The sequence below is a fragment of the Klebsiella michiganensis genome, from assembly GCA_000963575.1.
Taxonomy (GTDB): domain Bacteria; phylum Pseudomonadota; class Gammaproteobacteria; order Enterobacterales; family Enterobacteriaceae; genus Cedecea; species Cedecea michiganensis_A.
In genome coordinates, this window is the sequence record CP011077.1 from 1589789 (window position 1) to 1602674 (window position 12886).

The 12886-nt window shown below is 51.0% G+C and carries 15 protein-coding genes, 1 tRNA gene and 1 pseudogene; 8 read left to right on the top strand and 9 right to left on the bottom strand.

Translation table 11 applies throughout. From position 1 onward, the window contains the following. Nucleotides 1-41: 41 nt before the first annotated feature. The gene (locus VW41_07465) at nucleotides 42-1232 is read right to left on the bottom strand and encodes a 23S rRNA methyltransferase (protein AJZ88880.1); all 1191 of its coding nucleotides are present in this window, start codon (nucleotides 1230-1232) and stop codon (nucleotides 42-44) included. Nucleotides 1233-1436: 204 nt separating this feature from the next. On the opposite strand from VW41_07465, the gene VW41_07470 reads away from it, so the two are divergent. Further along, nucleotides 1437-1682 carry an acylphosphatase gene (locus VW41_07470; GenBank protein AJZ88881.1) on the top strand — a complete coding sequence of 82 codons (246 nt, stop codon included), beginning with the start codon at nucleotides 1437-1439 and terminating at the stop codon, nucleotides 1680-1682. On the opposite strand, the gene VW41_07475 is transcribed toward VW41_07470, so the two are convergent. Together VW41_07475 and VW41_07480 are read right to left on the bottom strand one after the other, a co-directional pair. Then, the gene (locus tag VW41_07475) at nucleotides 1679-2008 is read right to left on the bottom strand and encodes a sulfur transfer protein TusE (GenBank protein AJZ88882.1); all 330 of its coding nucleotides are present in this window, start codon (nucleotides 2006-2008) and stop codon (nucleotides 1679-1681) included. The two genes, VW41_07470 and VW41_07475, sit on opposite strands and share 4 nt — an antisense overlap. 136 nt (nucleotides 2009-2144) lie before the next feature. Beyond that, entirely contained in the window at nucleotides 2145-2804 is a 660-nt protein-coding gene (locus VW41_07480; GenBank protein ID AJZ88883.1) for a membrane protein, read from the bottom strand. Nucleotides 2805-3031: 227 nt separating this feature from the next. On the opposite strand from VW41_07480, the gene VW41_07485 reads away from it, so the two are divergent. Further along, nucleotides 3032-4657, top strand: a complete 1626-nt coding sequence (locus VW41_07485; protein AJZ88884.1) for a peptide ABC transporter substrate-binding protein — start codon at nucleotides 3032-3034, stop codon at nucleotides 4655-4657. 157 nt (nucleotides 4658-4814) lie between these two features. Then, nucleotides 4815-4902: transfer RNA gene (locus VW41_07490), tRNA-Ser, on the top strand. Between the two features lie 100 nt (nucleotides 4903-5002). Here VW41_07490 and VW41_07495 read toward each other — a convergent pair. Together VW41_07495 and VW41_07500 are read right to left on the bottom strand one after the other, a co-directional pair. Beyond that, nucleotides 5003-5473 carry an integrase gene (locus tag VW41_07495; GenBank protein AJZ88885.1) on the bottom strand — a complete coding sequence of 157 codons (471 nt, stop codon included), beginning with the start codon at nucleotides 5471-5473 and terminating at the stop codon, nucleotides 5003-5005. 258 nt (nucleotides 5474-5731) lie between these two features. Then, entirely contained in the window at nucleotides 5732-6253 is a 522-nt protein-coding gene (locus VW41_07500) for a membrane protein (GenBank protein ID AJZ88886.1), read from the bottom strand. A 177-nt stretch (nucleotides 6254-6430) separates the two neighbouring features. On the opposite strand from VW41_07500, the pseudogene VW41_07505 reads away from it, so the two are divergent. After that, a pseudogene (locus VW41_07505) lies at nucleotides 6431-6737 on the top strand (hypothetical protein). Here VW41_07505 and VW41_07510 read toward each other — a convergent pair. The 3 genes from VW41_07510 to VW41_07520 all read right to left on the bottom strand — a co-directional run bounded on the left by VW41_07510 (nucleotide 6738) and on the right by VW41_07520 (nucleotide 8697). After that, the gene (locus VW41_07510; GenBank protein ID AJZ88887.1) at nucleotides 6738-7016 is read right to left on the bottom strand and encodes a membrane protein; all 279 of its coding nucleotides are present in this window, start codon (nucleotides 7014-7016) and stop codon (nucleotides 6738-6740) included. Nucleotides 7017-7212: 196 nt separating this feature from the next. After that, on the bottom strand, nucleotides 7213-7551 hold the full coding sequence (locus tag VW41_07515; GenBank protein AJZ88888.1) for a transcriptional regulator: 339 nt from the start codon (nucleotides 7549-7551) through the stop codon (nucleotides 7213-7215). A 357-nt stretch (nucleotides 7552-7908) separates the two neighbouring features. Beyond that, nucleotides 7909-8697: an MltA-interacting MipA family protein gene (locus VW41_07520; protein ID AJZ88889.1), complete on the bottom strand. Its 789-nt coding sequence runs from the start codon at nucleotides 8695-8697 to the stop codon at nucleotides 7909-7911. Between the two features lie 125 nt (nucleotides 8698-8822). Here VW41_07520 and VW41_07525 point away from each other — a divergent pair, with 125 nt between their 5' ends. After that, on the top strand, nucleotides 8823-9521 hold the full coding sequence (locus tag VW41_07525) for a chemotaxis protein CheY (GenBank protein ID AJZ88890.1): 699 nt from the start codon (nucleotides 8823-8825) through the stop codon (nucleotides 9519-9521). Then, nucleotides 9518-10705: a BaeS gene (locus tag VW41_07530; GenBank protein AJZ88891.1), complete on the top strand. Its 1188-nt coding sequence runs from the start codon at nucleotides 9518-9520 to the stop codon at nucleotides 10703-10705. Before VW41_07525 ends, VW41_07530 begins: the two co-directional genes overlap by 4 nt. A 1-nt stretch (nucleotide 10706) precedes the next feature. On the opposite strand, the gene VW41_07535 is transcribed toward VW41_07530, so the two are convergent. Further along, entirely contained in the window at nucleotides 10707-11489 is a 783-nt protein-coding gene (locus VW41_07535; protein AJZ88892.1) for a beta-lactamase, read from the bottom strand. A 154-nt stretch (nucleotides 11490-11643) separates the two neighbouring features. Between VW41_07535 and VW41_07540 the strand changes: the two genes are divergently transcribed. Together VW41_07540 and VW41_07545 are read left to right on the top strand one after the other, a co-directional pair. Beyond that, nucleotides 11644-12534, top strand: coding sequence for a LysR family transcriptional regulator (locus tag VW41_07540; protein AJZ91894.1), 891 nt, complete (start codon nucleotides 11644-11646; stop codon nucleotides 12532-12534). Between the two features lie 64 nt (nucleotides 12535-12598). Next, nucleotides 12599-12862: a hypothetical protein gene (locus VW41_07545; GenBank protein ID AJZ91895.1), complete on the top strand. Its 264-nt coding sequence runs from the start codon at nucleotides 12599-12601 to the stop codon at nucleotides 12860-12862. Nucleotides 12863-12886: the final 24 nt, after the last annotated feature.

The following is a 12886-nucleotide window of genomic DNA, read 5'->3' on the forward strand; positions in this document are numbered from 1 at the left end:
ACTCTGCATACGAATATGCGGGCAATTTTCGCCTTTTCAAGCTACATGACTCGACAGGCAAACCCTTTCAGATACAGCCCTTCCGGGTAGGTTGCGATCACCGGGTGATCGGCCGCCTGACGGAACTGCTCTATAAATTGTACATCACGCCCGGCATCTACGGCGGCATCGGCGATGATTTTCTGGAATAAATCTGTGGTCATCAGCCCGGAGCAAGAGAATGTCATCAGAATGCCGCCAGGGTTCAGTAACTGAATTGCTAACATGTTGATGTCTTTATAGCCGCGGCACGCGCCCGCCAACTGGTTTTTGTTTTCAACAAATTTAGGCGGGTCCATTACGATGACGTCAAACTTCTCGCCCTGGTCGCGGTATTTGCGCAATAGTTTGAACACGTCGTCACGAAGAAACTCAGCTTTACTGAGGTCAAGCTTGTTCAGCTCAACGTTTTTTCTGGCGATATCCAGTGCATCCTGGGAGGTGTCCACGCTCACCACCTGGCTGCAATTACCCATCAGCGCAGAAACGGCAAAACCGCCGGTGTAGGAGAAGCAGTTCAGTACGCGTTTATTATCCACGTAGCGGCGAGTGGCGAAACGGCTGTCTCGCTGGTCGAGGTAATAACCTGTTTTATGCCCGCCCTGAATGTCTACCAACAACTTCATGCCGTGCTCTTCAATCGGCAACAGGGCAGGAGGTAGTTCCCCGCTGACAGGCCCCTGAGTTAAAGCCATGCCTTCTTTCTTACGCACGGTAACATCTGAGCGATCGTAAACAGAACACTCAGGGTAGAGAGACTGCAGGGCGGCGACCAGGGCCGGACGCTGATACTCTGCGCCCGCGGACAACAGCTGCAGCACCAGGAAGTTGCCAAACCGGTCGATTGTCACGCCCGGTAAGCCGTCAGATTCACCAGCGATCAGGCGGTAACTGTCCAGTCCGTCACGCTTAGCCAGCCAGTCTCTCCACTGTTGGGCCTGCTGCAGGCGGCGGGTAAAGAAGGCAATATCAATGCTCTCATCCTGATTGAAGGTCCAGACGCGGGCGCGGATCTGTGATTCAGGGGACCAGGCCGCGCGGGCGAGCCACTTGCCCTGGCTGTCCACCACATCAATCGTTTCACCGAGACTGGCCTTGCCTTCCAGGCGCGCAACAGCCCCAGAGAAAACCCATGGATGACGGCGCAATAACGACTTCTCGCGCCCTTTGGCTAACACTAAACGTACGCTCATAATTTATTTGCTGCTTCGCTAAGAAATGGGCGCCATTTTCCGGTTTAGGGCCGCTAATTGCAATTTATTCACGTTAAAAGCCTCACTGTGTAGGGTGCCTGCAAAGAAAAAACGCTGTGGTTTGTTAAACTGAGAGCAAGTTGAGCGTCAGGGGAGGTAAAGGTGAACTCAGACAAGCAGTGCGTGAAGTGTTGGGTACACGGCATGGTTCAGGGCGTGGGCTTTCGTTACAGCACTCAGCGTGAGGGCGAAAAGCTTGGCTTAACCGGCTATGCCCGTAACCTGGATGATGGCAGCGTGGAGGTGGTGGCCTGCGGAGAGGCGGAGCAGGTTGAAAAGCTGCTGGCGTGGCTAAAAGCCGGCGGGCCACGTAGCGCCAGGGTTGATAAAGTTCTGACTGAACCGCATCAACCCGAACGCGAATGGATCAACTTTGGCATCCGCTACTAGATACACTTCACCGGTTTTGGCAGGCCAGCGATTTTTGTGGCCTGTTTGGCCGGGCCTTTCGGGAACAGGCGATAAAGGTAGCGGCTGTTGCCTTTCTCTTCGCCGAACTTGTTCGCCATGGCTTTAACCAGCATGCGAATGGCCGGGGAGGTATTAAACTCCAGGTAAAAGTCGCGTACGAAGCGAACCACTTCCCAGTGTTCTACCGCCAGGGTAATGCCTTCTTTGGCGGCAATCTCTTCCGCCAGCGGCTCGCTCCATTCCTGGCTATTTTTCAGGTAGCCGTCGGCGTCTGTCTCTATTTCTCTGCCTTCAAAGGTCAACATAGTTATCCGCTATTTACGTCAAATCGGGCGAAGTGTAGCAAATTTTCTCTGTGGGCTTAAGGGCGGAATACGGCAGGATTGAGGGCAAAAAAAAGAGAATGCACAAGGCATTCTCTTTTGGGGATTACCGCATCAGTTAGTCGCGGCTGGCAAAACCAAGGATGCTCAGCAGGCTAACGAAGATGTTGTAAAGAGAAACATACAGGCTGACGGTCGCGCGGATGTAGTTTGTTTCGCCGCCGCGAATGATGTTGCTGGTCTCAAACAGGATGGCACCAGAAGAGATCAGGATAAACACCGCGCTAATCGCCAGGTGCAGAGCCGGGAGCTGCAGGAAGATGTTAGCCACCATACCAATCAGCACCACCACCACGCCCGCCATCAGCATGCCGCCGAGGAAGGACATGTCTTTACGGGTTGTCAGCACATAAGCGGAACAGCTAAAGAAGACCAGTGCGGTGCCACCCAACGCCAGACCAATAACGTCCCCCATGCCGGCGGACAGATAGGCATTCAGCATTGGCCCAAGGATATAGCCCAGGAAGCCGGTGAAGGCGAATGCAGACAGAATGCCCACTGGTTTATCAGCGGTTTTGTAGGTCAGGAACATCAGACCGTACATACCCACCAGCGTCAGAATTAGCCCTGGAGATGGCAGCATCAATACGGTGCTGGCGGTTGCCGTCAACGCTGAAAACGCCAGCGTTAAACTCAGCAGGAAATAGGTATTACGTAGCACCTTGTGGGTGCTGAGCAGTGACGAACGGTCACGCGAGGAGGTAATAATGCGATCCATTCTAAAACTCTCTCTTTTACAGGTGTTTTATGGTCATGAGCATAATGCCCGCCTTTATTAGACAAAAGCCTTTTTACCCATCTTTACCTCGTGCACTTTATCACACTGTACAAAATTAATGCCATAACACCCACTTATAGGTGGCTGAAAAATATTGCTTTATTACCTAAAGCCGACTAAGAGTGTTAGCCGTACCGTCGTTAAATAACATCAATAAGGCGTAGGTCATGAAAGCAAACAACAACACATTTTCAAAATCATTGGTTGCTCTGGGTCTGCTCAGCGCTATTTCCAGCGCATGGGCAGCAGAGGTTCCGCCAGGAACCGAGCTTGCAGCCAAACAGGAGCTGGTACGTAACAACGGCAGTGAACCGGCATCGCTGGATCCTCACAAAGTGGAGAGCGACGTTGAAAGTAATATTATCGGCGACTTTTTTGACGGCCTGATTCGCGTCAAAAACGACGGCTCTATCGAGCCTCATCTGGCCGAAAAATGGGAAAACCAGGACAACAAAGTCTGGACGTTCCATCTGCGCCCGGGCATCAAGTGGTCTAACGGTGAACCTATCACCGCGCAGGACGTGGTCTGGAGCTGGAAACGCTTAGTCGATCCTAAAACAGGCTCCCCTTACGCGACTTATCCGGGCACGATGCATATCGAAAATGCCAATGACATTGCCGAAGGCAAAAAGCCGGTCGATAGCCTGGGCGTGAAGGCGCTGGATGCCAACACCGTTCAGGTGACGCTGGATCAGCCAACTTCAGTTTTCCTGCTGATGCTCGGCCACACCTCTATGGTGCCCGTGAGCGAAGCTGCGGTAGAAAAATTTGGGGATAAATGGACCCAGCCTGCCAACTTCGTCAGCAGCGGCCCGTATAAACTCTCTCAGTGGGTGGTGAACGAAAAAGTTGTTGGTGAGCGTAATAAGCAGTACTGGGACGATGCTCATACGGTGATCAATAAAGTCACCTATTTGCCGATAGCTTCCGGTACTGCAGATATCAACCGTTATAAAGCGGGCGAGATTGATATCACCTCTACCGTGCCGGAAACGCTCTTCGCCTCACTTAAAAAAACGATCCCGGATCAGGTTCATGTCACGCCTTACCTGTCCACCTACTATTACGAGTTCAATACCACTAAGGCGCCATTTAACGACCCACGCGTTCGCCTGGCGCTAAATCTGGCGCTCGATAAAGACATCATCGCCGGGAAAGTATTAGGGCAGGGGCAAACGCCTGCGTGGCTGGTTAGCCAGCCTAAAATCGGCGGTATTGATCTTAAACCTGCCGAGTACGGCAGCTGGAGCCACGACAAGCGTATTGCTGAAGCAAAAAAACTGCTGGCAGAAGCAGGCTTCAATGAGAAGCATCCACTGCAGTTCAACCTGCTATACAACACGTCTGAATCTCACCAGCGTATTGCCATTGCTGCCAGCTCGATGTGGAAGAAAAACATCGGCGTTGAGGCGAAGCTGCAAAACCAGGAATGGAAAACCATGCTGGATACTAAACGCACTGGCAACTACGACCTGGTGCGCTACGGCTGGATTGCCGACTACGATGATGCGGCGACCTACCTGAACAACTTCCGTACTGGCGATAGCCAGAACAGTTCCAAATACAGCAATCCTGCTTACGATGAGATTATTGCCAAAGCTTCGCAGGCCACCAGCCTGGAAGAACGTGCTAAGTACTATCAGCAGGCCGAAGACATTCTTGCGAAAGACGTCCCGACTATCCCTATCTATCACTATGTGAAAGTTCAACTGGTGAAACCTTACGTGGGAGGGTACGCCCCGAGCACGTTGGGCAAATATTTAACCCAGGATCTCTACATCAAAAAACACTAATGCCGACGCTGCCCTCTCTGGAGGGCAGAAAAAGCGGCTTCAAACTGAGCATGTTGCTGCTGTTTCAGGCAAATAACACAAATGTGATGAAATTTCAGGCGATTGAACAAAATCATGCTTTACATGAAGTATGGGTATGTTTATAGTTCGCCTCGTTGGAAGTGTGGCCGAGCGGTTGAAGGCACCGGTCTTGAAAACCGGCGACCCGAAAGGGTTCCAGAGTTCGAATCTCTGCGCTTCCGCCAACATTCTAAGGGGTTGCCGAAAGGCAGCCCCTTTTTGTTTTGGGCTGTTGGTACAGTGTTGGTATATTCACTTGGTATATTCTTGCCTTCAGCTCCCTCATTATCCCTCTGTTTGGCTCAGCACCGGTGCCGCGAGCGTTGGTGAAATTTTCACTTTGCGGCCATACGTCGTCACCTGACTTTCAGTTTTATGGCCAGAGAAAAGTGGCTTGCCCCTGCTGCTCCCTTCGTAGTCTGAAATGGCCTTCGCTTTGATATCGTGAAACGTTCCTGGAACGGAGCGACCCAACTTTATCGCTGCAGCTTTCTTTGCCTTATTCCACCAGGTGTTGAACGTTTTCTTATGCATGGCTCCGCCTGATGGCCCACGAATCAGAAAGCCAGCCGCAGACCTTCCGGACAACTTCTCAATAGCCAGGTCAAGCGCCGCCCGGAGGCGAGGGGGCCATTGCTTGATCTGCTTTTTACCCGTTTTATTTTGCTCAATAAAAATCCCTTCATGCCTGATGTCTGCGAGCCGCAGATCCAGTACGTCGCCTTCGCGCGCGACGCAAAGATATGAAATCTCCATGGCCACCTGGATCGCCGGGGCGGCGCATTCGTACACAGCCAGGTAATCTTCGTCGGGGATATAAACGTCCCGGTCGATGAGCGTGAATTTTCGGATGGCGGGGATAGTGACACACCCTGCCGGTTGAGGAGATAAAGCCTCGGTCGCTACAGGGCGGCATTTTATATCCCCTCACTGGAGAGGGCTCACCGTGGCTGAGGGGAAATAGGCGACCTATTAAAAAAGCAATTGCTTGTAGTAGTGATTGAAATCGACAGGCTAATCATAACCCTGCCAGGAGGTTTCGGCGTAGGTTACGACCATCCCCAAAGAATTACTTCGTTTTTCAATGTAGATTATGTTGCCATATTTGTAATTGCCATAGGGGTAACAAATTCTAATATTGGTATCCAGGTCGGGATCGTCAACATAAGCGCCAGAGCAATTTTTAGAGCTGCCGGAAGTATACTTGTATGGGGCTGAATAAGATGAATATGTGCCAGGTAAAATGTATGTAATTGTCACAACCGGAAAAAATGAGAGCATTAACAGCAAGATGCTCATGCCACCAAAAATTTTCATATAAACATTAAGCCCGCCACTTTTCACCATCCCTTTGCTCACCAGAAACACAGTGATAAAGAACGAGACAGTCACAGAGGCAATAATGGCGTAACGATATGCGAGTGAGTTCAGAAACGTAGCTCTGCAGATGGATACATGCCACCAGACAAGAAGAAAAATGACAGTAAGGCATAAAACCGTGACAGACATCAGATAGGGGTATGAATATTTTTTCATCCTTGAAGTTCCGCGGCAGTTATTCCATTCAGAATTTGCAACTTACCACCTGTTGTAATTTCTGGAAATGGGTATTTCTAAATTGCAGAAATGTGTGTTTTTTTGAAGACACTCAAGTTCCTGCCGTTCTGGAGCACGGTCTGATGATGCGGGGCTGTTGGCAAACAATGCCAGCAAACGATCAATGGCATGCAGACCCGCCAGCGCGATGTTGCGGCGCGGGACTCGAAATACTGGCCGATGCAAATCAGCACTATTGAAGAGCTGCTCGCCGCCGTTTTTGCTGGTGATAAGCGGCTGCGCCTCAACGTCACCTGCCAGCCAGTGCTTACCATCCCCAGCGAGCCCGGCATGAATGATGCCACCGGTCCTGGAACGACAGACTCCGCTGAGGGATTATTTCATTCTCAGACAGCGACTCGGAACAGTGACCGGCCAGGTTAACTGCCTGCAGGACTACATCAGGCAGCAGTGTCTTAAATAGCTACTTGAAATATTTATCTAAAGGATCGTAATGCTTATATCTGCTATAGAAAAACAGCCAGTAGAAAAATCCAAGTACGGCCCCCAGCGCGGCTAATTTCAGATAGAGAATTTTTCGAAAACTGAGCAGGCCGGCAAATGAGTACGATCCTTTCCATATGTCAACGATACCACCAGCTATGAGTAAGTCTGCGAAAAGAGCCATTGTAGGAAGGGCTATGGCATATGCAGCCATAAGACAGATAAGCGTTGCAATTCTGACCTTGGTATTTATGTGCATTTACGCCTCCTTGCGAACAATGCCTGAGAATAACACAAACGATTAATAGCCAGACCTCGGTCGGGCTTTTTATTCCCGCAGCAAACCAAATGCGTGTCGCAGCGCATATTAATCCCGGGTCTTTCAGAAAGCTGAGCCTGAGAGCTGCCGTATATGGTGGCGACCATCTCGGGGCAGCTTTTCTGTGCGAACAGGCTCAGCTTTCTGAACCTTTAGCCTTCCTGTAGTTTCCGGGAGACATCTTAAAGCTGCGGGTAAAAAGCCGGTTAAAGCTCTGCTGTGAATCAAAGCCATACTTCGCTGAAATGTCTACGATCCGCTCCCTGGTGTTTTTGAGATCCTGTGCCGCCAGCTGCAATTTCCTGATTCTGATGTACCGGCCTATGCTTTCGCCTTTGTAATATAAAAAAATTCTCTGGAAGTGCCATTTGGAGTAGCCAGAATAACGGGCAACATCTTCTATTCTTAATCTGTGGTGAATGTTTTTGTCAATCCATCCGGTGATGGTGTCGATCACTTTTTCTGAAATCTTCATGTTGTTATCTCTCAATGTTGATAAGTTTTTTTACGCGGTCATCACCTCAGGAGTGATTTAATAAAGTGGCGAAGATAGTAAGGTGAAATATAATTATTGATGTTTTTTGTTTTCGCTAAGTCACAATGTGTCATGTTGTTTTTATACGCGAATGGTTTCTTATAATACTTTGAGTGTACGCATTTAATACATGTTTCATTGCCGGTGTGAAAATTACTATTTCCATAAAAGCACGTTCTAAAATCGTGGGCTCCCGTCGAAGGGAAAAATGCCACGAAGATGAAAATCATCGTCAGAGCGATCTTCATAACGGTGCTTCGGTTAGCTGGTTTAATGAATAAATAATGGCAAAAGAGATCAGAAGGTATAATTGATGGCAAGCATGCCGGTCGTGCCGTCTTTTCTCATGACGATGGGGCTGTTGGATGCCTTCTTATTAAGCCAGGCGTAACCCAGGCTAATCAAGCCTCCCCAGTGCTCGCTAAACTGATGGGTCAGCGTCAGGCTGGTGTCCGTGCCGTAAAACCCACCGGCGCTGCTGTAGCGCGAGAAACCTGAACGGCTGTGCTGCTGCTCATTAACCCCATACCAGGTATTCATGTAACGAGCATCGCCGAACAACGCGCTGGCCTGAAATGTCAGCGTATTATCCTCATCCATTACAGGAATGTAATTAATCGAGGTGGAATAAGATACGCCCTGGCCATCGTTTAACGGTAGCGTGGTTTTTCCTTCAAAAACTAGCCAGGGAACTGCCGCCCAGCCCAGGGCAATACCTGAGTTGACCGTGGAGGAAATGTCACCCATGCCTTTAAGTTTATTTGAACCTTTTCGCCAGCCTGAATTTTTATCTGTGCGGCCAGAATCATAACCCAGCGTTGGCTCTAAATATAATCCATTATCGCTTTGAAGATGAATGCCAAGTCCATTCATGGAATCAAAGAAGATATTACCCGTCTGAATATGTATCAGTGGAATAATAGCAGTGCTTTGTTCGTTAGCCCCGCTGTATCGCGGCGAGGATATAGCTCCAAGACCAAAGGTTGTCATGGTTTCATCAGAATTAAATTCACTTGCATACGCGGATGAAATACCGGAAATTAGCAGCGGCGCGATTATGTATTTTATGCTTTTCTTCGTTAACATAATGATTCTCATCGTCAGGTGTTTATATTTTTGTGCATACTTCACTCAGTAAGTAAAAGGATTATGCTGGTGGCTTATCAATGAACAACCAGGGATTTGTGAAGAAACTGTCAAGGTAACATTAAATGAAAAATAAACGGGTCCTGGTGATCGAAGACGACGCCGATGCGGCAAATGTGTTAGAGGCCTATCTAAAGCGCGAAGGCTATAGCGTTTCGGTGGCAGGTGATGGCCTGGCAGGCATGAACACGGTGCTAACCTGGAGGCCCGATCTTATTTTGCTGGATGTCATGCTCCCCGGGATGAACGGCACGGAAATTCTTGCTGCCGTCAGGCGGAAGGGCAATACCCCGGTAATTATGATCACCGCGATGGGCGAACCCTATGACAAGATCGGCGCTTTACGGTATGGCGCCGATGACTATGTGGTTAAGCCCTATAATCCCGGTGAAGTTATGGCCCGGGTGCAGGCCGTGCTCAGACGCACTCAGGCTAACCAACTCCCCGAAGAGGATGTTTTACGCTGGGGCCCACTGGAAGTTGATGTTACCAATATGGTGGCACAGGTGTTGCCCGAGGGGGCTTCCCCGTTACGTCTGGATTTAACGCTTACCGAGTTCTCTATTTTGAAAACGCTAATGCGTGCCTCCACGAGGCCGCTAAGCCGCCAGTTTCTGCTTGAAAAGTGTCTCCCGGAAAGCGACGCCCTGGAGCGAGTGGTGGACACGCATGTCTACAACTTAAGGAAAAAGCTTGAGGCGGCGGGAATTGATAATCTGATTCTGAACGTGCGCGGCATCGGGTACAGGTTCTGCAAACCATGAAAAACAAAAAAAGCAAATCGCTCCTGCTGTGGATATCGATTCGTATCATCGTGGTTGCCGTTAGCGTACTGTTTTTCATTGTGCTGGCGATGTGGAGTATCTACGCGGTTCAGTATTACTGGGTTGTGCATCATATGTCGCCTGCTGCTTACCAGGAGTTCCTGACGCTGCGGGCGGATCCTGATTTAGACATTGTCCGTTTTCATCAAATTGTGGATGCCCGCTGGGGAATCGAATACAGCACACCCTCCATCAGCTCGCTTAACTGGGGCTGGCTGTTCATCTTTATTTCAATGGCGACCCCGTTTGTTATCGTCAGCTGTTTACGGGCCACACGCCCGCTTGCCGCGCAGTTTCGCAGCCTGACGGACGTCGCAGAGATTGTTGCCCAAGGGGATTTTAATCAGCAGGCGAAAAGGGTGGATGAATGCCCGGCTGAGGTGACTCGCTTTGCCAGCAACTTCAATAAAATGATTAGCCAACTGGCGTTGTACGAACGTGAACTTAAGGCCGCGCATGTGGCCGCCGCACACGAACTGCGCTCTCCGCTCACCGCGGCTATGGGGCGGCTGCAGGGCATGATCGATAATGTGTTTCCGGCCGATGAGAAACAGTTAAACATGGTGATGACGCAGCTGAAAAACCTCAGTCACCTCACCGATGATTTGCATCTCCTTTCCCTGGCGAGCGCGGGGCAGCTCTCGCTCCATCGCAGCGTATTCGCGCTTTCTGAGGTCCTGAACGAGAGGATCGTATGGCTAAAACCCCAGCTGGAAGCGGCCGGTATGTCCATTACGGTTGAAGCGGAAGATGAGTTCTATTACTCGGGGGATGAAGCCCGTCTGGGACAGGTCTTCACCATTATCATTGAGAATATGCTTCGCTATTGCAGCAGGGGCGATCGCATGTCCATTTGTTTTCGCCATCTTGAGCAGAGCATTGAAATCCAGTTTCTTGATACCGGGCCTGGCGTCGCCGGGGATTATCTGCCGCATATTTTTGAGCGTTTTACGCGCGGCGAGCGTTCGCGGGCAAGAGATTCAGGCGGCAGCGGGCTGGGGCTATCTATCGCCAGAGAAATCTGTCACGCGCATCAAGGGGATATCCGCGCCAGCTTGCCTGCCGCAGGCGGGTTGCTGATGACGATAAACCTGCCCGTGCCGCTGAGCGAAGATGAAACCTGAATTACTCGTACCACGCCGGAGCCAGGGTAAACTGCGGCCAGGCGTCGGGATCGTGGCCGGGAATCAGCCTTGCCCCGTTGCGCTCGGTCAGGTGCCTCAATTTTGCTACCGAACGTGCGGCGTCGCTGGCAGACGTCATCAAGCCTGGAAGCGCCCGGTCATAAAAATGATCCAGCGTATAGGCAGCATCAATCGCCAGCGTGAAGGCCTGGCCGCTGGCGAGCGTCACCAGGAACGACTGATGCCCCGGCGAATGCCCCGGGGTTGAGATGCAGCGCAGCGTCCCGTCGCCATACACATCAAAACCGTCCTCATCCAGTAACTGCCAGTTCAGGTTTGGGCGGGCAAAATCCTTGCGGCAATAGGCGCCTGCAGTGAACCAGTCCGGCTGAAATGCATAATCGTATTCCTGCCGTTGCACGATATGCAGGGCGTTTGGGAAGCGCCCAATCGCGCCCGTGTGGTCAGCGTGCAGGTGAGAAAGTAATACATAACGAATCTCTTCGGGCTGAATGCCCAGCGCGCCTAGCTGAGCCACACATCCCTGTTCTTCGGTCATCAACGGCTGGTAATGTTCGACCGCATCTCCCCAATAGGCTCGAGGATCGGCCAGGCCTTCCGAAGCCAGCCCGCCGTCAATAATGGTGTGGCCTTTTGGGTGAGTCAGAAGAAACCAGGGGACGGGGATTTCATAGTGGCTCCCTTCACCCTGATTCATCCTGATATCGTGATACTTACAGCGCTGAGTGCCGGACTGGAAAAGATAAAGTCTGATCTCTGTCATGATGATTCTCCTGATTAATAATCGCGCTTGATAAGCGCTGTAAATAACATCAGGCCTCAGTGTTACCAAAATCACGCTGGGGCAGTAGGTGCCTGCCACTGCTTTCATCTATCGGAAAAACCAATATACTCAGGTCATGGATCTTCTGGCGGCAATGCGAATTTATGTGCGGGTGGTGGAGCGGGGCAGTATGTCCGCCGCCGCGCGCGATATCGGCATCGGACAGCCGGCGGTGAGTGAGAGGATAGAGCGGCTGGAGGCTCACCTTGGCACCCGTCTGCTGCGGCGAAACACGCGCCGAATGTCCCTGACCGACAGCGGCGCTTTATTCTATGAGCGCAGTAAAGTCGCGATTTCAGCGGCAGATCTTGCCCTGGCGGTTGTGGATGAGCGGGTGGCGTTAAAAGGGCTGATTCGTATCGCGGCGCCCTATGGCGCGGGGGAAGAAGTCCTGATGCCTGCCTTGTTAAAGCTGAGAGCAAAACACCCCGAGCTAAATATCGAGCTGGTCCTGAATGACCGTGTCGTCGATCCGGTTACGGAGGGCGTCGACATTTCTTTCAGACTTGGCGACCCCGGTGAGGGCGATTTTGTGGCGCATCCGCTGGGTGATGTGCGGCGGGTGCTGGTTGCTTCGCCAGATTATCTGGTGCGAAACGGTACGCCAGCCTCTCCGGATGAGCTGATCCATCACGCCTTTGCGCGAGTTTCCGGCCTGTTTAACGACAGTCGTCTGCCGCTTATTTCGCAAAATAACCAAGTTGTTAGCGCCCGTCTAAACGTGGTGTTCAGCGCCAATCACTGGCGGCCGCTCTACACGATGCTGAGGGCGGGGGAAGCGATTGGCGTGCTGCAGTATCCGGTATGCCAACAAGCGATGAAAAATGGCCTGCTTGTCGCGCTGCTGCCGGGCTATATCGTGCCGTCTTTTAGCGCCTATTTGCTTTATCCGCCAATAAATAAAGCCTCCCGCGAGGTCAGCGCCTGCGTTGCTTTCCTGAAAGAGACGCTCGCGGCAAATTTGCAGGATTTTTATGAAAAGTAATAAGAGATCTGATTTCCAACAGCTGATGGAGCCCTTTTTCATTCAAAAAGTGTTCACACAGGTGATGCCGGGCCTGGATAGCAGAGTCAAAAAATTTGGCGAGCTATTTCGGGGGCGGCTGGATAACGAACGTCTCCAGTTTGCAATTGATTATGTGGATTACAATGAAACAGGTCTGGCCTTTGAAACGATTTGCGATTATTTAAGTGAAGAGGATGTACCTATTAGTCAGGCTGAATACCACCTCGCTGTTTCTCTTCGCCACGAGCTGAAGATGGCGCCGGATGACATCACCCTGCAACATTTGCACACTTTGATTAAGCGTTAAAACGCCAGCAGAGCCACCGGCGTT

What these genes read in the sequence shown, in the direction of transcription:
- VW41_07465 (AJZ88880.1), bottom strand. Translation starts at nt 1,232, where the DNA reads ATGAGCGTACGTTTAGTGTTAGCCAAAGGGCGCGAGAAGTCGTTATTG.
- VW41_07470 (AJZ88881.1), top strand. Translation starts at nt 1,437, where the DNA reads ATGGTTCAGGGCGTGGGCTTTCGTTACAGCACTCAGCGTGAGGGCGAA.
- VW41_07475 (AJZ88882.1), bottom strand. Translation starts at nt 2,008, where the DNA reads ATGTTGACCTTTGAAGGCAGAGAAATAGAGACAGACGCCGACGGCTAC.
- VW41_07480 (AJZ88883.1), bottom strand. Translation starts at nt 2,804, where the DNA reads ATGGATCGCATTATTACCTCCTCGCGTGACCGTTCGTCACTGCTCAGC.
- VW41_07485 (AJZ88884.1), top strand. Translation starts at nt 3,032, where the DNA reads ATGAAAGCAAACAACAACACATTTTCAAAATCATTGGTTGCTCTGGGT.
- VW41_07495 (AJZ88885.1), bottom strand. Translation starts at nt 5,473, where the DNA reads ATGGAGATTTCATATCTTTGCGTCGCGCGCGAAGGCGACGTACTGGAT.
- VW41_07500 (AJZ88886.1), bottom strand. Translation starts at nt 6,253, where the DNA reads ATGAAAAAATATTCATACCCCTATCTGATGTCTGTCACGGTTTTATGC.
- VW41_07510 (AJZ88887.1), bottom strand. Translation starts at nt 7,016, where the DNA reads ATGCACATAAATACCAAGGTCAGAATTGCAACGCTTATCTGTCTTATG.
- VW41_07515 (AJZ88888.1), bottom strand. Translation starts at nt 7,551, where the DNA reads ATGAAGATTTCAGAAAAAGTGATCGACACCATCACCGGATGGATTGAC.
- VW41_07520 (AJZ88889.1), bottom strand. Translation starts at nt 8,697, where the DNA reads ATGTTAACGAAGAAAAGCATAAAATACATAATCGCGCCGCTGCTAATT.
- VW41_07525 (AJZ88890.1), top strand. Translation starts at nt 8,823, where the DNA reads ATGAAAAATAAACGGGTCCTGGTGATCGAAGACGACGCCGATGCGGCA.
- VW41_07530 (AJZ88891.1), top strand. Translation starts at nt 9,518, where the DNA reads ATGAAAAACAAAAAAAGCAAATCGCTCCTGCTGTGGATATCGATTCGT.
- VW41_07535 (AJZ88892.1), bottom strand. Translation starts at nt 11,489, where the DNA reads ATGACAGAGATCAGACTTTATCTTTTCCAGTCCGGCACTCAGCGCTGT.
- VW41_07540 (AJZ91894.1), top strand. Translation starts at nt 11,644, where the DNA reads ATGCGAATTTATGTGCGGGTGGTGGAGCGGGGCAGTATGTCCGCCGCC.
- VW41_07545 (AJZ91895.1), top strand. Translation starts at nt 12,599, where the DNA reads ATGCCGGGCCTGGATAGCAGAGTCAAAAAATTTGGCGAGCTATTTCGG.